At 73.1% G+C, this 24,167-nt stretch carries 20 protein-coding genes; 8 read left to right on the top strand and 12 right to left on the bottom strand.

Going from position 1 to position 24,167, the window contains the following annotated elements; genetic code table 11:
* Window positions 1-318: 318 nt before the first annotated feature.
* Window positions 319-909, bottom strand: coding sequence for a cysteine hydrolase family protein (locus AC6I72_RS08105; protein ID WP_498000189.1), 591 nt, complete (start codon window positions 907-909; stop codon window positions 319-321).
* Window positions 910-1,122: 213 nt separating this feature from the next.
* On the opposite strand from AC6I72_RS08105, the gene AC6I72_RS08110 reads away from it, so the two are divergent.
* The 3 genes from AC6I72_RS08110 to AC6I72_RS08120 all read left to right on the top strand — a co-directional run bounded on the left by AC6I72_RS08110 (window position 1,123) and on the right by AC6I72_RS08120 (window position 4,910).
* Window positions 1,123-2,145 carry a GlxA family transcriptional regulator gene (locus AC6I72_RS08110; RefSeq protein WP_498000190.1) on the top strand — a complete coding sequence of 341 codons (1,023 nt, stop codon included), beginning with the start codon at window positions 1,123-1,125 and terminating at the stop codon, window positions 2,143-2,145.
* Between the two features lie 179 nt (window positions 2,146-2,324).
* On the top strand, window positions 2,325-3,563 hold the full coding sequence (locus AC6I72_RS08115) for a trypsin-like serine peptidase (RefSeq protein ID WP_498000191.1): 1,239 nt from the start codon (window positions 2,325-2,327) through the stop codon (window positions 3,561-3,563).
* Window positions 3,564-3,701: 138 nt separating this feature from the next.
* The gene (locus AC6I72_RS08120; protein WP_498000192.1) at window positions 3,702-4,910 is read left to right on the top strand and encodes a trypsin-like serine peptidase; all 1,209 of its coding nucleotides are present in this window, start codon (window positions 3,702-3,704) and stop codon (window positions 4,908-4,910) included.
* A gap of 86 nt (window positions 4,911-4,996) precedes the next feature.
* On the opposite strand, the gene hflX is transcribed toward AC6I72_RS08120, so the two are convergent.
* The 6 genes from hflX to miaA form a co-directional block, all read right to left on the bottom strand.
* Window positions 4,997-6,490 carry a GTPase HflX gene (gene hflX, locus AC6I72_RS08125; RefSeq protein WP_498000193.1) on the bottom strand — a complete coding sequence of 498 codons (1,494 nt, stop codon included), beginning with the start codon at window positions 6,488-6,490 and terminating at the stop codon, window positions 4,997-4,999.
* 220 nt (window positions 6,491-6,710) lie between these two features.
* Window positions 6,711-8,306 carry a M1 family metallopeptidase gene (locus AC6I72_RS08130; RefSeq protein ID WP_498000194.1) on the bottom strand — a complete coding sequence of 532 codons (1,596 nt, stop codon included), beginning with the start codon at window positions 8,304-8,306 and terminating at the stop codon, window positions 6,711-6,713.
* A gap of 265 nt (window positions 8,307-8,571) precedes the next feature.
* Window positions 8,572-10,866, bottom strand: coding sequence for a RelA/SpoT family protein (locus tag AC6I72_RS08135; protein WP_498000195.1), 2,295 nt, complete (start codon window positions 10,864-10,866; stop codon window positions 8,572-8,574).
* 301 nt (window positions 10,867-11,167) lie between these two features.
* Window positions 11,168-12,037: a diaminopimelate epimerase gene (dapF, locus tag AC6I72_RS08140; RefSeq protein WP_498000196.1), complete on the bottom strand. Its 870-nt coding sequence runs from the start codon at window positions 12,035-12,037 to the stop codon at window positions 11,168-11,170.
* A gap of 177 nt (window positions 12,038-12,214) precedes the next feature.
* Window positions 12,215-12,748 (bottom strand): hypothetical protein, encoded by a 534-nt coding sequence (locus AC6I72_RS08145; RefSeq protein WP_498004623.1) that lies wholly within the window; start codon window positions 12,746-12,748, stop codon window positions 12,215-12,217.
* Window positions 12,749-12,855: 107 nt separating this feature from the next.
* Entirely contained in the window at window positions 12,856-13,794 is a 939-nt protein-coding gene (miaA, locus tag AC6I72_RS08150; protein WP_498000197.1) for a tRNA (adenosine(37)-N6)-dimethylallyltransferase MiaA, read from the bottom strand.
* Window positions 13,795-13,977: 183 nt separating this feature from the next.
* Between miaA and AC6I72_RS08155 the strand changes: the two genes are divergently transcribed.
* The gene (locus AC6I72_RS08155; RefSeq protein WP_498000198.1) at window positions 13,978-14,301 is read left to right on the top strand and encodes a hypothetical protein; all 324 of its coding nucleotides are present in this window, start codon (window positions 13,978-13,980) and stop codon (window positions 14,299-14,301) included.
* A gap of 24 nt (window positions 14,302-14,325) precedes the next feature.
* Window positions 14,326-14,730, top strand: coding sequence for an antitoxin (locus tag AC6I72_RS08160; RefSeq protein ID WP_498000199.1), 405 nt, complete (start codon window positions 14,326-14,328; stop codon window positions 14,728-14,730).
* A 225-nt stretch (window positions 14,731-14,955) separates the two neighbouring features.
* On the opposite strand, the gene AC6I72_RS08165 is transcribed toward AC6I72_RS08160, so the two are convergent.
* A complete protein-coding gene (locus AC6I72_RS08165) occupies window positions 14,956-15,669 on the bottom strand; it encodes a class III extradiol dioxygenase subunit B-like domain-containing protein (RefSeq protein WP_498000200.1) in 714 nt (237 codons plus the stop codon).
* Window positions 15,670-15,936: 267 nt separating this feature from the next.
* Window positions 15,937-17,457 (bottom strand): tRNA (N6-isopentenyl adenosine(37)-C2)-methylthiotransferase MiaB, encoded by a 1,521-nt coding sequence (gene miaB, locus AC6I72_RS08170; RefSeq protein ID WP_498000201.1) that lies wholly within the window; start codon window positions 17,455-17,457, stop codon window positions 15,937-15,939.
* Between the two features lie 288 nt (window positions 17,458-17,745).
* On the opposite strand from miaB, the gene AC6I72_RS08175 reads away from it, so the two are divergent.
* Entirely contained in the window at window positions 17,746-18,981 is a 1,236-nt protein-coding gene (locus AC6I72_RS08175; RefSeq protein WP_498000202.1) for a glycosyltransferase family 87 protein, read from the top strand.
* A 15-nt stretch (window positions 18,982-18,996) separates the two neighbouring features.
* Here AC6I72_RS08175 and AC6I72_RS08180 read toward each other — a convergent pair whose 3' ends face one another.
* Window positions 18,997-19,401, bottom strand: coding sequence for a pyrophosphohydrolase domain-containing protein (locus AC6I72_RS08180; RefSeq protein WP_498000203.1), 405 nt, complete (start codon window positions 19,399-19,401; stop codon window positions 18,997-18,999).
* Window positions 19,402-19,614: 213 nt separating this feature from the next.
* On the opposite strand from AC6I72_RS08180, the gene AC6I72_RS08185 reads away from it, so the two are divergent.
* Window positions 19,615-20,613 (top strand): TAXI family TRAP transporter solute-binding subunit, encoded by a 999-nt coding sequence (locus tag AC6I72_RS08185; protein WP_498000204.1) that lies wholly within the window; start codon window positions 19,615-19,617, stop codon window positions 20,611-20,613.
* Window positions 20,614-20,695: 82 nt separating this feature from the next.
* On the opposite strand, the gene AC6I72_RS08190 is transcribed toward AC6I72_RS08185, so the two are convergent.
* Window positions 20,696-22,138, bottom strand: a complete 1,443-nt coding sequence (locus AC6I72_RS08190) for a sensor histidine kinase (RefSeq protein ID WP_498000205.1) — start codon at window positions 22,136-22,138, stop codon at window positions 20,696-20,698.
* A gap of 9 nt (window positions 22,139-22,147) precedes the next feature.
* Entirely contained in the window at window positions 22,148-22,834 is a 687-nt protein-coding gene (locus AC6I72_RS08195; RefSeq protein ID WP_366727269.1) for a response regulator transcription factor, read from the bottom strand.
* A gap of 295 nt (window positions 22,835-23,129) precedes the next feature.
* On the opposite strand from AC6I72_RS08195, the gene AC6I72_RS08200 reads away from it, so the two are divergent.
* On the top strand, window positions 23,130-23,906 hold the full coding sequence (locus AC6I72_RS08200) for an amino acid ABC transporter ATP-binding protein (protein ID WP_498000206.1): 777 nt from the start codon (window positions 23,130-23,132) through the stop codon (window positions 23,904-23,906).
* The last annotated feature ends 261 nt before the right edge of the window (window positions 23,907-24,167 follow it).

Below are 24,167 nucleotides of genomic sequence, written 5' to 3' on the forward strand. Positions count from 1 at the left end.
TCCGCTGTCCCAGGAGACCGGCCAGCGCCATCGGCGGCGGGCCGGACTCGGGTCCCGCTGCCGCACGGCATCGGACGCCTGCGGCCCCCTCGGCCGTGTGGCGTCGATGTCGCGGCTCCGCTGAGGGCCGTACGCCGCGCGCGGACGCGGGCACCGACGGCGACGGCGTCTTCGGCGGTGCGGCGTTCGAGGGCGCGTGGGTCTGGTCATGGACAGCGGGAACCCCACCGCTATAACCGCGGACGATCCTCGCGGTTACGGGTCGGCCCGGGATCACGGTCAGGCGGGCGCGGGACCCGCTGCACGGAGCAGCCCGGCTCAGGTCAGGGACGCCTGCGACTCGACGACGACGCCGTAGAGGTCTCCGATCGTCGCCAGGGCGCTCTGGTGGATCTGCCGGGCGTCCAGCCAGGTGCCCACCGCCTGGAGCGGGCGCGTCGCGCACGCGTCGGCGACCACCGTGGGCCGGTTGCCGCGCAGGAAGGCGCCCTCGGTGGTGAACAGCACGCACATGTGCGTCATGAATCCGATGACGATGACGTCCTCGTTGCCGGCCGCGTCGACGTGCTTGCCGAGTTCGGTGTCGACGAACGCGTTGGGCGCCTTCTTCACGACTACGGGCTCGCCCTCGGACGGCGCGACGCTCGGGTGGATCCCGCCGATCTCCGCGCCGATGTCGTACGGGGTGCCTTCGCCGCCGTCGTGGACGACGTGGATGACCTTGGCGCCCGCCTGCCGGGCCCGGGCCAGCAGGGCGGCGGCGGAGTCGAGCGCGGCCTGCCAGCCTTCCAGCTCCATCACTCCGCCGACGTAGGTGTTCTGGTAGTCGACCAGGATCAGGGTCGAGTGCGCGAGCGAAGCCGGCGTCGCGTCGAGGCCGTTCAGTTCGCGGAGAGTCGTGGTCGTCATGGAAGTACCCCTCAGCCGATGCACCGGGCAGTCGAAGTCGCCCGGGTTCCTGGAACGCGGCCGTCCGTGCGGTGACCGGCCACGCACTTGAACCTACGAGCCGCCGCCGCGTGTCGGCAATGTCGCCTAACCTGCAGATCCAGACATCAGTTCCGGACGCAGGTTCCGGGAAGCAGCAGCGGACACCGGTTCCGCCGAACGGACGGAGATCCCGTGAGCGTCGTGGAACGACTCGTCGTCATCGTTCTCTTCGAGGGGGTCGACCTGCTCGACGTCACCGGTCCGCCCGAGGTGTTCTCCCTGGTCCAGCGCGAGATGCCGGAGCCGACGGGTTACCGGGTGGTCCTCGCCGCCGAGACGAGGGACCCCGTCACCACGTCCGCCGGTGTACGCCTGCTCCCCGACACCACCTTCGAGGAGGTGGCACGAGGCGGCGTCGACACCCTCATCGTGCCCGGTTCCGTCGAGGCGGACGGCGGGCAGGGGGTGCGGGCCCGGACCGACCCCTTGGTGGTCGAACGGGTGAGGACGCTCGCCCGCCGGGCGCGGAGAGTCGCCTCCGTCTGTGTGGGGGCGCACCTCCTGGCCGCCGCGGGTCTCCTCGACGGCAAACGCGCCACCACCCACTGGTCGACCGCCCGGCAACTCGCCGACGAGCACCCTGCGGTGCAGGTCGACGCCGATCCGATCTTCATCCGGGAGGGCGACACCTGGACCGGCGCGGGGATCAGCGCCTGCCTCGACCTGTCGCTCGCTCTCGTCGCCGACGACTTCGGCGAGACGGTCGCGCTGCGCGTCGCCCGCCAGTTGGTGATGTACCTGAAACGGCCCAGCGGGCAGAGCCAGTTCAGCGTTCCGCTGGAACCCGTGTCGCGGACGCGGCGCGTGGAGGAACTCCGCCACCACATCCTGCGGCACCTCGGGGAACAGCTCACCGTGGCGGACCTGGCCGAGCACGCCCGTCTCAGCGAGCGGCAGTTGACCCGGGTCTTCAAGGCGGAGCTGGGCATGACGCCGAGCGCGTACGTGGAAGCGGCCCGCGTGGAAGCGGCGCGCGGTCAGCTGGAGTCCACCGACGCCACCCTCGAACGCATCGTGTCGGTGTGCGGGTTCGGGACGGCGGACACGCTGGTCCGGGCGTTCCGCCGCCGGCTCGGCACGACGCCCACCGAGTACCGGCGCCGTTTCCGCTCCCCCTTCGGCGAACCGGTGCCGAACCGGGAGGTCTCCGGATGACCGGCCAGGTCAGACGGCTTGTAGCCGAACCGTTGCCGTTCCGTGGGCGGTGGCCCACAGCGAACGCATAGTGTGTGGTGCCGTTCCGGCCGCCGTGGCCGAGGCCCGTGTCCCACCCGGGACCGGTGTGCCGGCCCGGCGGTATCAGCATGTCCGTTCACAGCAGGGGGAGTCGAAACATGCGACCCATACGCCCATCCGTCACCGTTCGCCGGGGAGGGCGCGCCCGGCGCTCGCCGTTCCCCTCGCTGGCCGCCGTCGCACTGGTCTCGACTCTCGCGCTCACCGCCACCGGCTGCAACTCGGACGACACCGACGCGGCCGGACGGCCCTCCGCCTCCGCGGCCGCCGGTGACTCGGGGGCCACGGGCGACGGCAAGATCACGATCCCGGACGACATCCGGAAGAGGCTCAAGGAGCACGGGATCGACATCGACAAGTGGAAGAACGGCGCCTGGAAGAACTGGAACAAGGACGACTGGCTGCGCGAGGCGAACGACTTCGTCAACCCGATCATCCAGGGCCTGTGGGACCCGGACCGGATGCGCCGGGCCAACGACCCGGACAAGCGCGTCGACGACAACGACATCTCCGGTGACCAGGGCGTCACGGACCCGGCTCCGGCGCCCGTGCAGGCGCAGAAGGTGGCGCCGCCCTACCACACCAACGCGGCTACGGCGGGCAAGGTCTTCTTCGACTCCCCCGAAGGCACGATGGTCTGTTCGGCCACGGTCGTCGAGGACCCGGCCCACCCCGGCAAGTCCGACCTGGTGTGGACGGCGGGGCACTGCGTGCACGCCGGCAAGAAGGGCGGCTGGTACCGCAACATCGCCTTCGTGCCGTCGTACAACGACGCGGGCCGCAGCACCGCTCAACTGCAGGGCGCCGCACGGGAGCAGGTCGCCCCGTACGGGGTGTGGTGGGGCGACTGGGCGCAGACCTCCGACCAGTGGATCAAGCAGGGCGGCGCGACCGGCGGGCAGGGCGCGAGCTATGACTTCGCCGTCATCCACGTCACTCCGGAGAAGGGCGGCAAGGGCAAGTCGCTGGAGGAGACGGTCGGTTCGGCGCTCCCGGTGAACTTCGACGCGCCGGCCGTACCGAAGGTGCAGAGCATCACCGCGACCGGCTACCCGGCCGCGCCGCCGTACGACGGACAGTCGCTGTACCAGTGCCAGGACAAGCCGGGACGCCTGTCGGTCGCGGCCCCCGACCCGACGATGTACCGCATCGGCTGCACCATGACCGGCGGTTCCTCCGGCGGCGGCTGGGTCGAGAAGGGCACGGACGGCAAGCCGGCGCTGGTGTCCAACACCTCGATCGGCCCGGTGACGACGGGCTGGCTGGCCGGTCCGCGGCTGGGCACGGTGGCCAGGGGCGTCTACGACTCGGTCAGCAAGAAGTTCGCCGGGCAGTGAGCACGGCCGCAGGCCGGTGACCCGGCCACGGCGGTGGGGTGCCCTACGGAAACCTTCACCACCCCACCGCCGTTCGTACCCGTCCCCACCTGCATAGTGGGGCAGCACACACACGAACCAACGGGGGTTCCTCACATCATGCGTTCCACACGTACGTCCGCAGTGCCCCGGCGCGCGCGCCGGGGCACTGCCCTCGCCGCCACCGGTCTCGTCGCGGCGCTGACGCTCACCGCCACGGCCTGCAACGACTCGGGCGACGACGCGAGCGGCAAGCCCGGCACCAGCGGTTCGCAGGCCGCGGGCAGCGGCGACGGCAGGGCCCACGTCCCGGCCGACCTCGCGAAGAGGCTCAAGGAGCACGGGATCGACGTCGGCCGGTGGAAGAACGGCGGCTGGAAGAACTGGGACAAGGACAAGTGGCTCAGCGCCGCCGAGGACTTCGTCAACCCGGTGATCAAGGGGCTCTGGAAGCCTGAGCGGATGAAGTCCGCCAAGGAGGCCGACAAGACGGTGTCCACCCAGGACGCCGCCGCAGGCCAGGGCGTCAGCGACCCGGCGCCGCGCCCCGTCCAGGCCCAGGCCGAGAAGACCCCGTACCACCAGCACGCGGCCCCGGTCGGCAAGGTCTTCTTCGACTCCCCCCAGGGGTCGATGGTCTGCTCCGGCACGGTCGTCAAGGACGTCAACCACCCGGGCAGGTCGAACCTGGTGTGGACGGCGGGGCACTGCGTGCACGCCGGCCAGGGCGGCGGCTGGTACCGCAACATCGCCTTCGTGCCCGCCTACAACGACCTCGGCCGGTCCGCGTCGCAGCTGAGCGACGCCAGTCCGGCCGAGGTCGCCCCGTACGGCGCCTGGTGGGCCGACTGGGCGTCCACCTCGGGCCAGTGGATCCAGGGCGGCTCGGAGACGGGCGGTGCCGGTGCCGCGTACGACTACGCCGTGCTGCACGTGAAGCCGGAGACCGGTGCGAAGTCGCTGGAGGAGACGGTCGGGGCCGCACTCGACGTGGACTTCTCCGCCCCGCAGGCGCCGCAGGTCGCCACGATGGGTGCCTGGGGATACCCGGCCGCGCCGCCGTACAACGGTCTGACGATGTTCCGCTGCCTGGACCGGCCGGGCCGGCTGTCGCTGAGCCCGTCCCTGCCGACGATGTACCGGATCGGCTGCACCATGACCGGCGGGTCCTCAGGCGGCGGCTGGTTCCGCGTGGTGGGCGGGAAGACGGAACTGGTCTCCAACACCTCCATCGGTCCGTCCGACAACACCTGGCTCGCGGGCCCGCAGCTGGGCAAGGGCGCCGAGGCGCTGTACGAGAACATGAGCCGGACCTACGGCGGCCGGTGACACCGGCATGACTCGGGCCCGCCCCCCTTACGTCGAAGGGGGGCGGGCCCGTGTGCTGCTTGCCCCGGTGGTGGCCGCCGAGCGGGTCAGAGCGCGGGAACCGGCGTGTACGGCGTCAGGTCCGCGGCCAGCTCCTCGTGCACCAGTGCCCTGAGCAGGGTGCCCTCCGCCGTGTGCTCCTCGGAGATCACCTCGCCCTCGGTGTGGGCCCGGGCGACCAGCTTGCCGTGCGTGTAGGGCACGAGCGCCTCGATCTCCACGGAGGGCCGCGGCAGCTCGTCGTCGATCATGGCGAGCAGCTCCGCGATGCCGCGGCCGGTGCGGGCCGAGACCGCGATCGAGTGCTTCTCCACCCGCAGCAGCCGCTGCAGCACCAGCGGGTCGGCCGCGTCCGCCTTGTTCACCACGACGATCTCGGGTACGCCGGTGGCGCCGACGTCCCTGATCACCTCGCGCACGGCGGCCAGCTGCTCCTCCGGGTCCGGGTGCGAGCCGTCGACCACGTGCAGGATCAGGTCGGAGTCGCCGACCTCCTCCATGGTGGAGCGGAACGCCTCGACCAGGTGGTGCGGCAGGTGCCGGACGAAGCCGACCGTGTCGGCCAGCGTGTACAGCCGCCCGCTCGGCGTCTCGGCCCGGCGCACGGTCGGGTCCAGGGTCGCGAACAGCGCGTTCTCGACCAGGACGCCGGCGCCGGTGAGGCGGTTGAGCAGGGAGGACTTGCCGGCGTTGGTGTAGCCCGCGATGGCGACGGACGGCACCTTGTTGCGGCGCCGCTCCTGGCGCTTGATCTCACGGCCGGTCTTCATGGCCGCGATCTCCCGGCGCATCTTGGCCATCTTCTCGCGGATCCGCCGCCGGTCCGTCTCGATCTTGGTCTCACCGGGACCGCGGGTGGCGAGACCGCCGCCCTTGCCGCCGCCCATCTGCCGGGACAGCGACTGGCCCCAGCCGCGCAGCCGCGGCAGCATGTACTGCATCTGCGCGAGCGCGACCTGCGCCTTGCCCTCGCGGGACTTGGCGTGCTGGGCGAAGATGTCCAGGATCAGCGCCGTACGGTCGATGACCTTGACCTTGACGACGTCCTCGAGGTGGATCAGCTGGCCAGGGCTCAGCTCACCGTCGCAGATGACGGTGTCCGCGCCCGTCTCCAGGACGATGTCGCGCAGCTCGCCGGCCTTGCCGGAGCCGATGTAGGTGGCCGCGTCCGGCTTGTCGCGGCGCTGGATCACACCGTCGAGGACGACCGCGCCCGCGGTCTCCGCGAGGGCGGCCAGCTCGGCGAGAGAGTTCTCCGCGTCGTGCACGGTCCCCGAGGTCCAGACGCCGACGAGCACCACGCGCTCCAGACGGAGCTGCCGGTACTCGACCTCGGTGACGTCCTCCAGCTCGGTGGAGAGACCCGCGACACGGCGCAGGGCCGCGCGCTCGGAGCGGTCGAACTGGTCGCCGTCCCGCTCTCCGTCGATCTCGTGGCTCCAGGCGACGTCCTCTTCCATCAGGGCATCGGCCCGGAGACCTTCGGGATAGGTGTGCGCGAGGCGCTTGGCGGCCTGGGAAGAGGAAGAAGAGGAGGTCATTGGGTCCTTACGTCGTTGGGAATCCGTGGTGCGGCGACGGGGTCGCGGCCGAAGGCGAGGCGCCTCGACAGCTGATCCGTCACTTCACACAACGCGCGGGTGCCCCGGGAGATTCCCGTGCGCCGTGCCGTGCCGACCCGACGATCGTCGCACGGCACGGCCCGTCTCGTCACGGCGTTATTCCCGGCTGCCCGGCTGTCCGTCTCGCCGCTTCGCCCGCTCACTGCTTCCGGTGGGCGCCCCGCGCCCGCTCGGCCTTCACCACCGTCCTCGTCGCTGCCGCTTTCGCCGGTGCGGACGTCTTCGCCGTCTGTGCCGCCTTCGCCGGTGCGGTCCTGGGCGGCGGTGTCTGCTTCCAGTCCGGGTGGCCCGGCATGGGCGGCGTCTTCACACCGTAGAGCCACGCCTTGAAGAAGCCGCCGAGGTCCCGTCCGGCGACGGCCGAGGCGAGGCGCTCGAAGTCCGCCGTGTTCGCCGTCGAGTCCCGGTGCTCGCGCACCCAGGCGCGCTCCAGCCGTTCGAAGGCCGGCCTGCCGATCTCCTGGCGCAGGGCGTAGAGGACGAGAGCCGCGCCGTCGTAGACGTTCGCGCGGAAGATGCCGATCTTCTGGCCGGCCTTGGGCGGCTTGGGCAGCGCGGGCGGCCCTCCGGCCTCACGCCAGCGGTCGGAGGCCCCGTAGGCGGCCTTCATCCGGGCCTCCATGGACTTGTGCGCCTTCTCGTCGGCGTACAGGGCCTCGTACCAGGTCGCGTGTCCCTCGTTGAGCCACAGGTCGGACCAGCTGCGCGGACTGACGCTGTCGCCGAACCACTGGTGGGACAGTTCGTGCACCATCACCGACTCCACGTACCACTTGGGCCAGGCGGGATCGGTGAACAGTTCCTTCTCGAAGAGGGAGAGGGTCTGCGTCTCCAGTTCGAAACCGGTGGTGGCGGACGCCATGAGCAGGCCGTACGTCTCCAACGGGTAGCGTCCGACCTTGCTCTCCATCCAGGCGATCTGGCCGGGGGTCCTGGCCAGCCAGGGTTCGAGCGCCTCGCGGTCCCCGGTGGGGACGACGTCGCGCACGGGCAGGCCGTGCGGGCCGGTGCGGTGCAGGACGGTGGAGCGGCCGATGGAGACCTGCGCGAGTTCGGTGGCCATGGGGTGCCGGGTGCGGTACGTCCACGTGATCTGTCCGCCCCTTCGGGCGGTACCGGCGGGCAGGCCGTTGGCGACGGCCGTGTACCCCTCGGGCACGGTGACGTGGAAGGTGAACCTCGCCTTGTCGGAGGGGTGGTCGTTGCACGGGAACACCAGGTGGGCGACGTCGGCCTGGTTGGCCATGGCGAGCCCGTCCGCGGTGCGCACCCAGCCGCCGTCCCGGCCCTTCTCGGACACCGGGTCGCTGGTGTGGTGCACCGTGATGCGCGCCCAGCCGCGCCCGGGCAGCGGGACCTGGGGAGTGACCACCAGGTCCTCCCCCGCGGCGGCGAAGCGGGCCGGGAGTCCGTCGACCTCCACGGAGTCGACCTCGCCGTGCGTGAAGTCGAGGTTCAGGCGGTCGAGATCGTGGGTCGGCCGGACGTCGATGGTGGTGACGGCCCGCAGCGGCTTGCTGTTGTCCCCGGTGAAGGTGAAGGAGAGGTCGTACGACGTCACGTCGTATCCGGGGTTGCCCAGCTGCGGGAAGAGCCGGTCGCCCACGCCGAGCGCGGTGGGCGGGGCGCTCGCGGCGAGGAGACAGGCGCAGGCGCCGGACGCGGCGGACGCGAGGAGGGTCGCCTTGAGGGTTCTGAGGCGACGCGGGACACGGGGGCGGAGGGTGCGCGGCATGCACCACGGCTATCAGCGCGCGGCGCCGCTGCGGCGGCGACGCGCGCCCTTCCCACTCGAACGGGGCCCTCGGGAGTGCGCGCGGACCGCGTCGGCGCATGCGGTGTTCCGGAGGTGCGCGGCGTGCGCGGAGTTCACTCCGCGCACGCCGGGCGCGCCGCCGGACGCGTCCGCCGGGGTGCGGGCGCCCGCGCCGGGCGGGCGCCGGGGGCGACGGACGTGCGCGGCGGGTGCCCGCGCCGGGCCGCGGCCGTCGGACCCTGGCTCAGTCCCCCGGCGCCTGCGACTGGGCGCGGCTCACGTCGTAGACGCCCGGGACGTTGCGCATCGCCCGCATGAGGGCGGGCAGACGGGCGGCGTCGGGGAGCTGCAGGGTGTACGTGTGGTGGACGCGCTGCTGGGCCGGCGGGGCCACGGTGGCCGAGACGATCTCGACGCCTTCGAGGGCGATGGCCTCGGTCAGATCGGCGAGCAGGTGCGGGCGGCCGAACGATTCGGCGAGCAGGGTCACGCGGCAGGCGGCGGTGTCGCCCCAGCGCACGCCGATCTCCGCGCGCCCCGCGCTCTTCATCCGCGCGACCGTGGCGCACTCCACGCGGTGCACCGTCACCGCGCCCCCGCGCACGGCGAAGGCGGTGATGCGGTCGGGCGGCACGGGCGTACAGCAGCCCGCGAGCCGTACGGGGGCGCGGGGCAGGTCGGCGACGACCACGGTGGCCGTGCCTGGGCGCTCCTCCCGCGCGGGCGGCGCGGCTGCGCCGCCCCCTTCGGCCGTCACGGGCCCACCGGCCTGTCCGGGGCGGCCGGCTCCACCGGGGGTGAGCGCGCCCGGTCCGTCCACCCCGGTGAGCCCGCCGAGGCCCCCTGTGGTGTCCGCCGCTCCCGGGGAGGTGTCCTCGCGGGTCCCGGACGTGGCGTCCGGGTCGTCGGCCGGGGCGGGATGTGCGGCGAGCCACCGCTGGATGGCGATGCGGGCGGCGGGGGTGTGGGCGTGCTCCAGCCACTCACGGGAGGGCTCGGAAGCGGGGTCCTGGCCCATCAGGAGCTGGACGGTGTCGCCGTCCTGCAGGACGGTGCTCAGCCTGGCCAGACGCCCGTTGACGCGGGCGCCGATGCACGCGTGCGCGTCCTCGCCGTACTGGGCGTAGGCGGCGTCGATGCAGCTGGCGCCGGCGGGGAGGCCGAGCGTGCCGCCGTCGGGGCGGAAGACGGTGATCTCGCGGTCCTGGGCCAGGTCCTCGCGGAGCGTGGACCAGAAGGTGTCCGGGTCGGGGGCCGCCTGCTGCCAGTCGAGCAGCCGGGAGAGCCAGCCGGGGCGCGTCGGGTCGACGCGCTCGCCGTCGCCCGTCGGCTGGTCCTCCGCGGGCGGCGCGTAGGGGTTGCCGAGCGCGACGACCCCGGCCTCCGCGGTCTTGTGCATCTGGTGGGTGCGGATGAGGACCTCGACGACCTGGCCGTCCGTGGCCGCCCGCTCGGATCCGTCCGGGCGGGACGGCGGAAGGGCGACGGCGGTGTGCAGCGACTGGTACAGGTTGAACTTGGGTACGGCGATGAAGTCCTTGAACTCGGCGACGACCGGGGTCATACAGGTGTGCAGTTCACCGAGGACGGCGTAGCAGTCGGCGTCCTCGTTCACCAGGACGAGCAGCCGGCCGAAGTCGCAGCCGCGCAGCCGGCCGCGTTTGCGGGCCACGCGGTGCAGGGAGACGAAGTGCCGTGGCCTGACCAGGACTTCCGCGCTGATGCCGGCCTCGCGCAGCACGCCCCGGACCTGCTCGGCCACCTCGGTGAGCGGGTCGTGGGGACGGCTCGCGTTCTCCTCGATCAGTTCGCGGATGTGCGCGTACTCCTCGGGGTGGAGGATCGCGAAGACCAGGTCCTCCAGTTCCGTCTTGAGCGCCTGCACACCGAGCCGTTCGGCGAGCGGGATGAGCACGTCCCTGGTCACCTTGGCGATGCGGGCCTGTTTCTCCGGACGCATGACGCCGAGGGTGCGCATGTTGTGCAGCCGGTCGGCGAGTTTGATCGACATCACGCGGACGTCGTTGCCGGTGGCGACGAGCATCTTGCGGAAGGTCTCGGGTTCGGCGGCGGCGCCGTAGTCGACCTTCTCCAGTTTGGTGACGCCGTCGACGAGGTAGCGGACCTCCGCGCCGAACTGGTCGCCGACCTGGTCGAGCGTCACGTCGGTGTCCTCGACCGTGTCGTGCAGCAGGGAGGCCGTCAACGTGGTGGTCTCGGCACCGAGTTCGGCGAGGATGAGGGTGACGGCGAGCGGGTGCGTGATGTAGGGCTCGCCGCTCTTGCGCATCTGGCCGCGGTGCGAGGACTCGGCCAGCAGGTAGGCGTGGCGCAGGGGTTCGAGGTCGGCGTCGGGGAAGTGGGCGCGGTGTGCCTCGGCGACGTGCCCGATGGCGTCCGGGAGGCGGTCGCGGGCGGTGGGGCCGAGCAGGGCGGCCCGGCCCAGTCGGCGCAGGTCGATCCGCGGGCGGGCCCGCCTCCGGGGCGCCGACGGCGCCACCGGGCCCGGGGCCGCAGGGTTTGTGGCATCCGCACTCATGGGCACCTCCGGCTGCGTGGACCGGCGGACGGGATGCCCCAGGGCGTACGCGGCTCAGGGGTTGGCGTCGGATCCCCCGTCCGGGCCGGTGCTTGATGCTATCGAGCCCAGCACCCTCAGCCGACCGCCTCTCGGAGAGCGTGAAACGGATCACCCATTCGAGCGATGGCTCGGGAGGTTTACGGTTTTCGGTCAGGTGACAAGCGGGCACCCGTGGATTTCCCCCGGGGCCCGCCCCCGCGGCCTGGGTCCTGCCCGGCAGGGCGGGCTCCGGCCCTGCGATCTTGGGCCGGGTCCTGAGTCAGCCGACCGCTGTTTCCAGCCATTCCGTGTCGATCTCGCCCTCGGCCACGATCACGGCGGGGCCGGTCATCTCGATCTCGCCGTCCGCCCGCTCGGTGATGACCAGGGTGCCGCCGGGCACGTCGACGCGGTACGTCACCGGCGTGCCCGCGGCCGCGGGGTCGGCGCCGTCGCGGCGGGCGGCGGCCACGGCGACGGCACACGCGCCGGTGCCGCAGGAGCGGGTCTCGCCGGAACCGCGTTCGTGCACGCGCATCGCGACGTGGCGGGGGCCGCGGTCGACGACGAACTCGACGTTGACCCCGTCCGGGTAGGCGGCGGCCGGGCGGAACGGGGGCGGGGAGAGCAGGTCCCCGGCGTCCGCGAGGTCGTCGACGAAGGCGACCGCGTGCGGATTGCCCATGTTGACGTTGCGCGCGGGCCACTCGCGCTCGCCGACGCTCACGGTGACGTCGCCCTCCGGGAGCCGGGCCCTGCCCATGCCCACCGTGATGTCACCGTCCTTGGCGATGTGCACCGTCTTCACGCCCCCGCGGGTGGCGAGGGTGAGGTCGCCCTCCGTCGCGTGCCCGGCGTGCTGGAGGTAGCGCGCGAACACGCGTACGCCGTTGCCGCACATCTCCGCGACGGAACCGTCGCCGTTGCGGTAGTCCATGAACCACTCCGCCTCGGCCGCCATCTCCCGGGCCTCCGGGTGCGCGGCGGCGCGCACGACGTGCAGCACGCCGTCGCCGCCGATGCCCGCGCGGCGGTCGCAGAGGGCGGCGACGGCGGCCGGGGACAGCTCCACGGCGTTCTCCGGGTCGGGGATGATCACGAAGTCGTTCTCCGTGCCGTGCCCCTTGAGGAAGGCGATACGGGTGCTCATGCCTCGATCGTACGGCGTGGGTACGACAACCCCGCGATCACGGCCGCGGGGCGGGCCTTCTCACCGGCGGGGGTGCGCAAAGGCCGGCGGAGGAGGCCCTGGACCGGTCGAGGACGCCCCTGGAGGAGCCGGGGGCGCGGCGGCCGGTGCGTGGGGCGCGGTGGGTGCGGCGAGTGCTCAGCGCAGGCCCGCGACGCGCCACACCGCCAGGGCGACGACCACGGCGACCAGCAGGACGTACACGCCGATCATGCGCCAGGCGGGCCGCCGGCCGGTGTCGCGCGGCGGCAGCCCCGGCCAGGTGTACCCGACGCGGCGGGCGGCCATCGTGCCCCAGCCTGCCGCGCAGAGGCAGATCAGCAGCCCCAGCATGGCGATCATCGCGCCGCTGTCGCCGTCGAAGGCCAGCGGGAAGGCGAACATCAGCGAGCCGACGGCCGCAAGACCCACGATGGGCGCGAGCTGCCAGATGCGCAGCCGCCGCTGCGGGCGCAGCTCGACCTCGACCTCGGGCCCGGCGAACATCTCCTCGGGCTCCGGACCGTCGTCCGTGACACCGCCCTGCGTCTCGTCCGGGCCGTCGGGGCTCAGCGAGTCCTCGTCCTGGTCGTCACCGGCGCGCTCCACGGTGATGCGCTCGGTGACGCGCTCGGTGTCCGCAGCGGTGATGCGCTCCGTGCTCTGTGCGGTGTCGCGAGGGCCGGCCTCCATCGCCACGCGCCCTCCCAACCCAGGACTCATCTGTCGATCGAAGCTTGATGATGGCACGGCGCCGGAGGCCTGGATGACGGCCTGGGCTTCCCGATGCCATCACGTGATCAGGCTGTAACCGGTCGTTCCACCAACGCCATGGCCAGGTGCGGAAGTTCCCGGAGATCGGTGGCGGCTCCGCTCAGCCAGTGCACGCGCGGGTCGCGCCGGAACCAGGAGTCCTGGCGGCGTGCGAAGCGTTTGGTGGCACGCACGGTCTCCGCGCGCGCCTCCTCCAGCGTGCACTCCCCCGCGAGCGCCGCGAGGACCTGCTGGTACCCGAGTGCGCGCGAGGCCGTGCGCCCCGCGCGCAGGCCCTGCGCCTCCAGCGCGCGGACCTCCTCCACGAGCCCGGCGTCCCACATGCGGTCGACCCGGCGCGTGATGCGCTCGTCCAGCTCGGGCCGCGCCACGTCGACGCCGATCTGCACGGTGTCGTAGACCGAGTCGTGACCCGGGAGGTTGGCCGTGAAGGGCAGGCCGGTGATCTCGATGACCTCCAGCGCGCGCACGATACGGCGTCCGTTGCTGGGCAGGATGGCGCGTGCGGCCTCCGGGTCGGCGGCGGCGAGCCGCGCGTGCAGGGCGCCCGAGCCGCGCAGCGTCAGCTCCTCCTCCAGCCGGGCCCGCACCTCGGGGTCGGTACCGGGGAACTGCAGGTTGTCGACGGCCCCGCGGACGTACAGCCCGGAGCCGCCGACCAGGATCGGCCAGCGCCCCTCGGCGAGCAGGGCGTCGATGTGTTCCCGGGCGAGCCGCTGGTACTCGGCGACGGAGGCAGTGACGCTCACGTCCCAGACGTCCAGGAGGTGGTGCGGTACGCCACCGCGTTCCTCGGGCGTCAGCTTGGCGGTGCCGATGTCCATCCCTCGGTAGAGCTGCATGGAGTCGGCGTTGACGACCTCGCCGCCCAGGCGCTGGGCCAGGAACACGCCGAGATCGGACTTTCCGGCCGCGGTGGGGCCGACGACGGCGATGACGCGGGGGGCGGGGGGTGCGCTGCTCACCGCACCAGTCTCGCAAACCTTCGGCGGGCTCCTCGAACGAGTTACGTGACGGCACGCGAACAGGGTCGTTGCCCGTTGCGAGGTTCCCGCGGCCGGATACCGGCGGGCGGTCGTTCGAGCATCACGCACAGACGCACCGGGCTACGCGGGATGCCGCCCGCACGAGTAACGTATGGAGTTGATATGGGCGTTTTTGCAAGGATCTTCCGGAGGTCGAAGGCGGCTGAGGAGGTGCCGGGCGCCGAGGAGCCGGCCGGCGCGGTGACGAGCGGCGCGGCGGCGACCGGGTCCGAGGCGGACGGCGGTGCCGCGGCCGAGGGCGCCGCGGACGGCACGGCGGACGCGGTCAAGGCCGCGCGGACACCCGACGACGGCGGCGACACCGCGGGCGCGGAGGAGGACAGCGCCGCCGCCGGGAGCGCTGCCGCCGAGGGCGTGGAGATCCCCAAGCAGCAGTCCGCCGACGAGGCGGCCGGGCACGGAGCCGGAGAGAGCGCCCGCAGGTAGCTCTCCCGCCAGGGAAGGTGAACCATGGGTCTGCTGGACAACATGAAGGCCAGGCTGGGCCCGGCCAGGGACAAGGTGTCGGACCTCGCACAGCGCCACGGGGGCTCGATCGAGCACGGGCTCGACAAGGCCGCGAGGATGGTCGACGAGAAGACCAAGGGCAAGTACAGCGACAAGATCCACGCGGGCACGGGCAAGGCCAAGGAGGCCGTGGACCGGCTCGCGCACCGGGAGGGTCCGGGCCCGCACGGGACCGCCGACGCACCCACGGAGACTGCGGGGGGCACGGCGCCGGGTGGCTCCGACGCGAGTGGCCCGGCCACAGGCGGTCCGGCCACGGGTGGTCCGGGCACGGTCCCGGGCGGCGACGCCGGGCATACGCCTCCGCCCCCGCAGGAACCTCCGCAGGGGCCGCCGCCCGTGTCCTGAGCGACGCGGCCGGGGCGTGAGCGAGGTCCCCGGGGCATGGGCGGCCCCGGGGCGTGAGCGGCGGAGGCCGGCGGACGGCCGGGAGCAGGACATGGTGTCCCGGCCGTCCGCCGACCTCCGCCCGTCGTCCGCCGCCAACCGTCGGTCGTCCACCGTCCGCCAGCCCCCGTCCGCCGACGACCCGGCGCGCCGTGAGCACCCCGTCGGCTCGGGGCCCCCTCGGCGTCAGGACCAGGCGGCCACCAGGTAGCCCACGCCGTACGGTGCCTCGTCGTAGAGGAGCGCTCCGGTCAGGCCCGCGTCCTCGGCCGCGCCCGCGAGCACCTGCCACGGGGCCCGGCCCGACACCTTGAGTTCGTACGCCAGTTCCGCGTCGAGCGCGGTGAGGGCCGCGACGTCCGCGGCGCCGAGTGCCCGGGCGGCCTCGGTGTCGAAGGGCTCGGCCCGCTCGTCGAGGTATCCCGGCGCCTTCAGCGACCGGCAGGCGCTGCCGTCGCCCATCACCAGCATCGCCAGCCGTTCCGGCCGGGCGGCGATGTCCCGTCCGGCCGCCAGGCACCGGTCCGCTGCCAGGGACTCACCGACGCCCAGCCCCTCGACGGGGGCGGCCGACCAGCCGGTGCGTTCGAGCAGCCACGCCGCGACGGCGAGCGAGGGGGGCAGCTCGCGCTCGGGCGCGCTGCCCGTGGCCGACCCCAGCCGTACGTCAAGGTCCACGCCGAAGCCGCGGAACGACCCCCGGGCTCCCTGCGGGTGGGGGCCGCGCCCGGACTGCTCGGCGGGGCCCACGACCACGAGCCGGTCCGGCCGGGCGGCGGCGAGCACTCCCAGGGCGTCCGTGCACGCGGCGCGCGCGGCGTCCAGCTCGGGCGCGGCGCCCTGGGCGACCGCGGGCACGAGAAGGGGCGGGCAGGGACAGGCTGCGGCGGCGACAAGCATGACCGGCAGACTAGCCCGGAACGCCGGACGACGACGGGCCTCCCCCTCCGGCCCGGCCGCCTCGCCCCTGGGCCCTCCATCGGCTCACGTTCGGCCACGACCGGCCCGGATCCGGTCCCCCGGCGGACTCGGATCCGGTCCACCGCCTCACAGCCGGCCACCGGCCGACTCACACCGGCCCACCGGCTTCACGTCAGTGTCGTCCGTGAGCGCTGTCAGAGCCGTCCGCGACCGCGGCACGCTCCCGGTGGGCGGGACGAAAGCGGGTCAGTCGCAGCCGCAGCCGCTGTTCGCCGCGACCGGCAGCGGCTCCGGGACGCCGATCTTCGGCAGGCCCAGCATGACGCCGGCGGGCTTGGCCGCCCCGGCCGCGGTGCGCTTCTCCCAGGCGTCGCCCGCGCGGGTACGGCGCACCTCCAGCACCGGGCCCTCGGCGAGGAGGTGGTGCGGGGCGGCGTACGTGATCTCGACGGTGACCACGTCGCCGGGGCGGACGTCCTGGCCGGGCTTGGTGAAGTGGACCAGGCGGTTGTCGGGGGCGCGGCCGGAGAGGCGGTGGGTGGCGCCGTCCTTGCGCCCCTCACCCTCGGCGACCATCAGCTCCAGAGTGCGGCCGACCTGCTTCTTGTTCTCGTCCCAGGAGATCTCCTCCTGGAGGGCGACGAGCCGCTCGTAGCGCGCCTGGACGACCTCCTTGGGGATCTGGTCGTCCATCTCGGCGGCCGGGGTGCCGGGCCGCTTGGAGTACTGGAAGGTGAACGCCTGCGCGAACCGCGCCTCGCGCACCACGTGCAGCGTCTGCTCGAAGTCCTCCTCGGTCTCGCCGGGGAAGCCCACGATGATGTCGGTGGTGATCGCGGCGTGCGGGATGGCGGCGCGCACCTTCTCGATGATCCCGAGGTAGCGCTCCTGGCGGTAGGAGCGGCGCATCGCCTTCAGGACCGTGTCGGAGCCGGACTGCAGGGGCATGTGCAGCTGCGGCATCACGTTCGGCGTCTCGGCCATGGCGGCGATCACGTCGTCGGTGAAGTCCCGCGGGTGCGGGGAGGTGAAGCGGACGCGCTCCAGGCCGTCGATCGTCCCGCACGCGCGCAGCAGCTTGCTGAACGCCTCCCGGTCACCGATGTCGGAGCCGTAGGCGTTGACGTTCTGGCCGAGCAGCGTGATCTCGGAGACGCCCTCGCCGACCAGGGCCTCGACCTCGGCGAGGATGTCGCCCGGACGGCGGTCCTTCTCCTTGCCGCGCAGCGCCGGGACGATGCAGAAGGTGCACGTGTTGTTGCAGCCGACCGAGATGGACACCCAGGCCGCGTACGCGCTCTCGCGCCGCGTCGGCAGCGTGGAGGGGAACGCCTCCAGCGACTCGGCGATCTCGACCTGCGCCTCCTCCTGGACGCGGGCGCGCTCCAGCAGGACGGGCAGCTTGCCGATGTTGTGCGTGCCGAAGACGACGTCGACCCAGGGCGCCTTCTTGACGATGGTGTCGCGGTCCTTCTGGGCCAGGCAGCCGCCGACCGCGATCTGCATCCCGGGCCGCTTCGCCTTCTTCGGGGCGAGGTGGCCGAGGTTGCCGTAGAGCCGGTTGTCGGCGTTCTCCCGGACGGCGCAGGTGTTGAAGACGACGACGTCCGCGTCACCGTCGGAGCCCTCCGGGGCCCGTACGTAACCCGCGTCCTCGAGCAGCCCGGCCAGCCGCTCGGAGTCGTGGACGTTCATCTGGCACCCGTAGGTGCGGATCTCGTAGCTGCGCGTGACGCCCACTTCTCGGCTCCGGTCGATGCTGCTCATGCCCATAAGGGTAGGCGCTCGCGGAAGTGCACCCGGACGGCCGAGCCACCGCCGCCCTACGACCGGACCACCGCCGCCCGGCAGCCACCGACGGCCAGGCCCCCGCTCTGCCCGACAACCACCGACGCACGGTGACGCGGCGGCGCGGAGGCGCGGCGGCGGCCGCGACACGGCCGGAGTCGACCGGTCGTTGGCTCCGGGGACGGGGTGCCGGGCCCAGAATGGGGCGTACCAGCCCAGAAGCTTTGTTTCCCGCTCACGGCAGCCCCTCCCGGACAGGTACGTGTGATGCAGCTACGTGACGCCCTGCGGACCTCCGCCCCGGACGTGGCCCCGGCCGCCGCGCTGCGCGGCTGGCTGCTGCGCCCCGCCGGAGCGGCCTGGGTCGCCCTGCTCGCCGCCGTCCTGGTGGCGCGCACCGCGCACGTGGCGGTCGTGTACGCCCAGGGCGGCATGGACAACGCCTTCGTCGTCCGCGCCGGGCAGACGTGGCTGCACGGCGGTGCCCCGTACGCCGACCGGCGTTTCCTGTACCTTCCGAGCGCCGTGCTGTTCGCCGCGGGTCAGGCGGCGCTGCCGTCGGTCGTGCTGAGGGTCGCCGCGCCCGTGGTGTGCGTGGGGCTGGTCGCGGCCGGCTGGTGGTGCGCCGTGCGGCTGTTCCGGGTGCCGACGCGCAGCCGGTTCGCGGTGCTGGGGCTGCTCGCCCTGGTGCTGTGCTGGGCGCCCGTCGGACATCTGATCGACCTCGGCAACTGGACCGCGGTCAGTGCCCTGGCGCTGCCCCTGGCGCTGCTGCTGGCCGACCGTGGGCGCTGGGGCGCGGCCGGGGTGGTCCTGGGGGTGTCCGTCGCCGTCAAGCCGCTGCTCGTGCCCGTCGCCGTGCTGCTGCTCCTGGCCCGGCAGTGGCGCGCCCTGGCCTGGATGGTGACGCTGCCGCTGGCGCTGTCCGCCGCGATGGCGCTGGTCATGCCGGACCCGGGCGGGTTCTTCACGCGCACGCTGCCGTTCCTTCTCAGGGGCGGCGACGCCCTGATGCGGCCGTTCGACTGCTCGCTGCCCGCCGTGCTGCCGCGGCTCGGGGTGCCGCCGGTCCTCGCCGAGGCGGTGGCGCTTGCGGCGGCGGCGGCCGGCGTGGTGTGCGCCTGGCGGCGCTGGCGGCGCGCCGACCCCGGTCCGGCGCGGCTCGCGGACACAGCCGCCATGCTCATGCTCGCTTCGTACCTGCTGGCCCGGCCGTCCTACGAGCACTACCTGGTCGTCGTCGTGCCCCTGCTGGTCGCCGGGGCCTTCGAGGCCGGGTCGGTGACGCGCTCGCCGTGGTTCTGGGCCGTGCTGGTGCCGCAGGTGCCGGGGTTCGCGTTCCCGCACCTGGAGGCGTCGACACGGCGGGCGTTCAAGGACGCCGTCACGCTGTGCGGGCTCGCGCTGGTCCTCGGCCTGGGGTGCGCGCGGCGGCGACCGCCCCGCGCGCCCTCCCGGCGGACCGCCGATCCGGTGCCGGAGCTGTCCGGTCCGGTGCGCTGAGGGACGCGGGGCCCGTCAGGGGCGGTCCGGCTGCCAGCCCTGGCGGCGCAGCACCCCCGACACGTCCGGTGCCTCGTAGTGATCTCCCTTGAGCACCTTGCCGTCGGCGCGGCGGGCGACCTGGCCGTCGGGGCCGAGCTTGGTCATGTTCGAACGGTGGATCTCGGCGATCACCTCGTCGAGGTCGATGCCGTGCACCAGGGCGGTGCCGTACGCCACGTACACCACGTCGGCCAGTTCGTGCGCCAGCCGGTCGAGCGGGCCGTCGACCGAGACCTCGGCCACTTCGGCCGCCTCCTCGGCCAGCAGCTCCCCCCGGTGCGCCGCCAGCTCGGGCGGCACCCGTGCCGGTGTGCTGCGGACGTCGAGCCCGAAGGCCCGGTGGAACTGACGGACGAGGTCGGCGGGCGAGGAGCTCATACGGCGACTCTAACCGCCCCCTGTGACACGGCCGCACCGCCCGAGCGCCTCGCCGCCCACCCGCTCCGCCACCCCTCACCGCGCCCCATCGCCGCACCCGCTCCGCCACCACCCCCGTCGCCCCACGGCCGCATCCCCGCGGACCCCCGCGCCCCGGCCCCCGGCCCCGCCACCCCTGGCCAGTTCCGCACCCCGGCTGGCAGGATCGCGCGCATGTCCAAGCTGTTCCGCTCCGTCGGCAGGCGCCGTGGTCTGCAGGGCGCGGCCGTCCTCGCCGTCGTCCTCGGGCTGCTGCTGTGGTGGCTGCTGCCGCTGGGCGACGACCCGCCGCGGGGGACGATCGCCTTCAGCACCGGGACCACGCGCGGCGTCTACCACGAGTACGGCGTGCGGCTGCGCACCGCGTTCGCCAAGGACATGCCGGACCTGAAGGTGCGGTTGCTGACCAGCGACGGTTCGCAGGAGAACGTCGCGCGGGTGGCGACCCGCAAGGCCGACTTCACGATCGCCGCGGCCGACGCGGTGGAGACGTACGTACTGGACCACGGCCCGGGCGCGTCCCGGCTGCGCGGGGTCGCCCGCCTCTACGACGACTACGTGCAGCTCGTCGTGGCGCGTGACTCGCCGATCCGCTCGGTGGCGGACCTGCGCGGCAGGCGGGTGGCGGTCGGCCCGCCGGAGTCGGGCGTCCGGCTGATCGCGGACCGGGTGCTCAAGGCCGCCGGTATCGACCCGCGCACGGGCATCCGGCCCATGGCCGACGGGATCGACACCGGCCCGGGCCGGCTGCGTACGCACGCGATCGACGCGTTCTTCTGGTCGGGCGGGCTGCCCACGGACGGGCTCACCCAGCTCGCCTCCAAGTTCGCCTTCCGGTTCGTGCCGATCGACACCGACCTGGTGGCCAGGCTGCACGCCGAGGGCGGCGCCACCCGCTACTACCGCGCGACCAACATGCCGGAGTCGGCGTACCCGGCGGTGCAGGACGGCTCGACGGTGCCCACCATCGCCGTCTCCAACCTGCTGATGACCCGCGAGGACGTGGATCCCAGGCTCACCGAGTGGCTGACCCGGGCGGTGATCAAGAGCCGCGACCAGATCGGCGCCCACGTCCACTCCGCCCAGCTGGTCGACCTGCGCACCGCGATCTACACCGATCCGCTGGTCCTGCACGAGGGCGCCCGCCGCTACTACCGGTCCGTCAAGCCGTAGACGGCGCGGCTCCGGCCGGTGCCCGTCCCGGTCCGCACCCGCCGCCCCGCCGGCGCACACCTCCGTACGCGCCGGCGCCTGGTCAGGCCACCGGCGCGCCGGCCGGCGGAGCGGGGCGCGGGTCCGTCCTCGGGACGGTCACCGTCACCTTCAGCCCGCGCGGCTCCTCGGCGCGGTGGGCGGCGTACGAGAGGGAGCCGCCGCCCGCCGCGAGCAGCGCGCGGGAGACGGACAGGCCGAGTCCGGACCCGTTGACGTTCTGGTGGCGGCCGCTGCGCCAGAACCGGTCGCCGACGCGGGCCAGTTCGTCGTCGGTGAGGCCGGGGCCGTGGTCGGCGACCACGACCGTGGAGGTGTCGCCGCCGCCGGAGACCGTCACCTCGACGCGTTCGCCCTCCGGCGTGAACTTCACCGCGTTGTCGATCACCGCGTCCAGCGCGGAGGAGAGCGCCACCGGGTCGGCCCAGGCCGTGGTGGCCGGGCACTCCCCGACCAGGCGCACCCCCTTGGCCTCGGCGGCGGGCGACCAGGCGGCCACCCGCTCCTCGGTCAGCTCGCCGATGTCGATGAGCTGGAGGTCGGCCTCCGCGTGCTCGGCGAGCGCCAGGTCGAGCAGGTCGTCCAGGACCTGTGCGAGCCGCTTGCCCTCGGTACGGACGGAGGCGATCTCCTCGTTGTCCTCGGGCAGTTCCAGGGCGAGCAGTTCGATGCGCAGCAGGAGCGCGGCCAGCGGGTTGCGCAACTGGTGGGAGGCGTCGGCGACGAAGGCGCGCTGCTGCTCCAGGACGTCCTCGACGTTGCCCGCCATCTCGTTGAACGACCGGGCGAGCCGTCTGAGTTCGGGCGGGCCGCCGGCCACGGCGACCCGGGACTTCAGGCGCCCGGTGGCGATGTCGTGGGTGGTGGCGTCGAGGACCCGGACGGGCCGCAGCACCCAGCCGGTCAGGCGCAGCGCCGCGCCGACGGCGACCAGCATGGCGACGGTCTCGCCCGCGCCCAGGATCAGCCAGTCCTGCAGTGTCCGGGCGCGCATCTGTCCGGTCGGTGAGTCGGTGACGACGACCGCGACGACGTCACCGTCCCGGATGACGGGCGAGGCGACGACGAGCCGGTGCCGCTGCCAGGGCCAGACCTGTTCGGGGTCGTGGCTGCGGCGGCTCAGCTTGGCCTCGCCGAAGGCCTCGCGCACCTCTCCCTCGGCGGGCAGTGCCCAGTCGGCCGGGGCGCTGGCCATGGGGATGCCGGTGCGGTAGAAGACGCCGGCCCGGATGCCGTACACCTCGTGGTAGCTCGCGAGTTCGCGTCTGAGCGTCTCCAGCCGCTCGTCGGGGACGGTACGGCGCGAGCCCATGGGCCGGTCGGTGACGAACTGGGCGAGGGCGGCGAAGCGTGCCGTGTCGTCGATGCGGTCGACGACGACCTTCTGCTGTTCGCCCGCGGCGAGGCTGACGGCGAGCGGGAACCCGAGGGCGAGCAGGACCGCCGCCATCAGGACGATCAGCAGCGGCAGCAGACGTGTGCGCACCCGGACCCGCTACGTGGCCGGGGCGACGAGGCGGTAGCCGACGCCGCGGACGGTCTCGATCAGCGCCGGCATCCGCAGTTTGGAGCGCAGGGAGGCGACGTGCACCTCCAGGGTGCGGCCGGTGCCCTCCCAGCTGGTGCGCCACACCTCGCTGATGATCTGTTCCCGCCGGAAGACCACTCCGGGACGCTGGGCGAGCAGGGCGAGCAGGTCGAACTCCTTGCGGGTCAGCTGGACGGACGTGCCGTCCACGCTCACCTGCCGGGTGGGCAGTTCGATGTGGACCGGACCGAGCCGCAGGCCGCCCTCGGCGGCCCCGCCCGGGTCCTCGTGGACGGTGCGGCGGCTGACGGCGTGGATCCGGGCGAGCAGCTCGCCGGTGTCGTACGGCTTGACGACGTAGTCGTCGGCGCCGAGGTTGAGGCCGTGGATGCGCGAGCGGACGTCGGCCCGCGCGGTGACCATGATCACCGGGGTGCTGGTGCGCTTGCGGATCTTGCCGCAGACCTCGTAGCCGTCCTGGTCGGGCAGACCGAGGTCGAGCAGGACCACGCCGAAGCAGGCCCCCTCCGGGACGAGTGCCTGGAGTGCCTCCTCGCCGCTGCGGGCGTGGGTGACGTCGAAACCGTGCCGGGCCAGGATCGCGGACAGTGCGGCGGCGACGTGGTTGTCGTCCTCGACCAGGAGCAGTCTCAACCCGGGCCCCTCCCGTTCATCGTCATGTCGTCGTACGCCGGGCGCAGCGAAGCGGTGCGCACGCGCGCGTGGGTGCACCATGGCAGTCACGCCGATGGACGAGGACGTCGTCAAGAGGCTGCCGGTTGCGCGCCCCTGTCGTTATCCAGCCGGTACGCGCTTTCGTGCGACGCGCTACGACGGGTGTCCGATTGCTATCGGATCGTGATGCTCAGATGTACCTCAGATGTAATGACGCTGGTCGCGCGGCGTGGCTACTGTCCTCCGAAACCGATGAGGACGGAGCCTGAAAGCGATGACCGAAGTATCGGTGGCCAAGGAAGACGTGGCCTCGACCGGCGATCTGGTCGTTCTGAAGAGCGTCAACAAGCACTTCGGCGCGTTGCACGTGCTCCAGGACATCGAGCTGACGATCTCCCGCGGCGAGGTCGTCGTGGTCATCGGACCCTCCGGGTCCGGGAAGTCCACCCTGTGCCGCACCATCAACCGTCTGGAGACCATCGACTCCGGCACGATCACGATCGACGGCCGCCCGCTGCCCCCGGAGGGCAAGGAGCTGGCCCGGTTGCGTGCCGACGTCGGCATGGTCTTCCAGTCCTTCAACCTCTTCGCGCACAAGACCGTGCTGGAGAACGTGATGCTGGGCCAGATCAAGGTCCGCCGCACGGACAAGCAGGCGGCCGAGGAGCGGGCCCGGGCCCTGCTCGACCGGGTCGGCGTGGGCGCACAGGCGGACAAGTACCCGGCGCAGCTCTCCGGCGGCCAGCAGCAGCGCGTGGCGATCGCGCGGGCGCTGGCGATGGAGCCGAAGGTCATGCTCTTCGACGAGCCGACCTCCGCGCTGGACCCCGAGATGATCAACGAGGTGCTGGAGGTCATGCAGCAGCTCGCCCGGGACGGCATGACGATGATCGTCGTCACCCATGAGATGGGATTCGCCCGATCGGCCGCCAACCGGGTGGTCTTCATGGCGGACGGCCGGATCATCGAGCAGGCCGCGCCCGACCAGTTCTTCAGCAATCCGCGCAGCGACCGGGCCAAGGACTTCCTGTCGAAGATCCTGCACCACTGAGACCCCTCCGGCCGCGGGCGCCGCGCGCGGCCTGCGTCCGGCCCGCCGGACGGCGCACCGCCCACCGGCCGACGCCCCACCGATCGGACCGCGGCCACCGGCCGGCCACGTACGACGACCGGCCGGCCGGGCCACGCACCACCAGCCGGACCATGACCCACCAGCCGGTTCCACGCCACCGCCGGGCGGTGGACCGGCGGCCGCCCACCGGCGGCGCGGGGCGGCGTCCGGCCCCTTCCGGCACCCGTGCCGGCCTCCGTA

The sequence above is a fragment of the Streptomyces sp. Xyl84 genome (assembly GCF_059731885.1).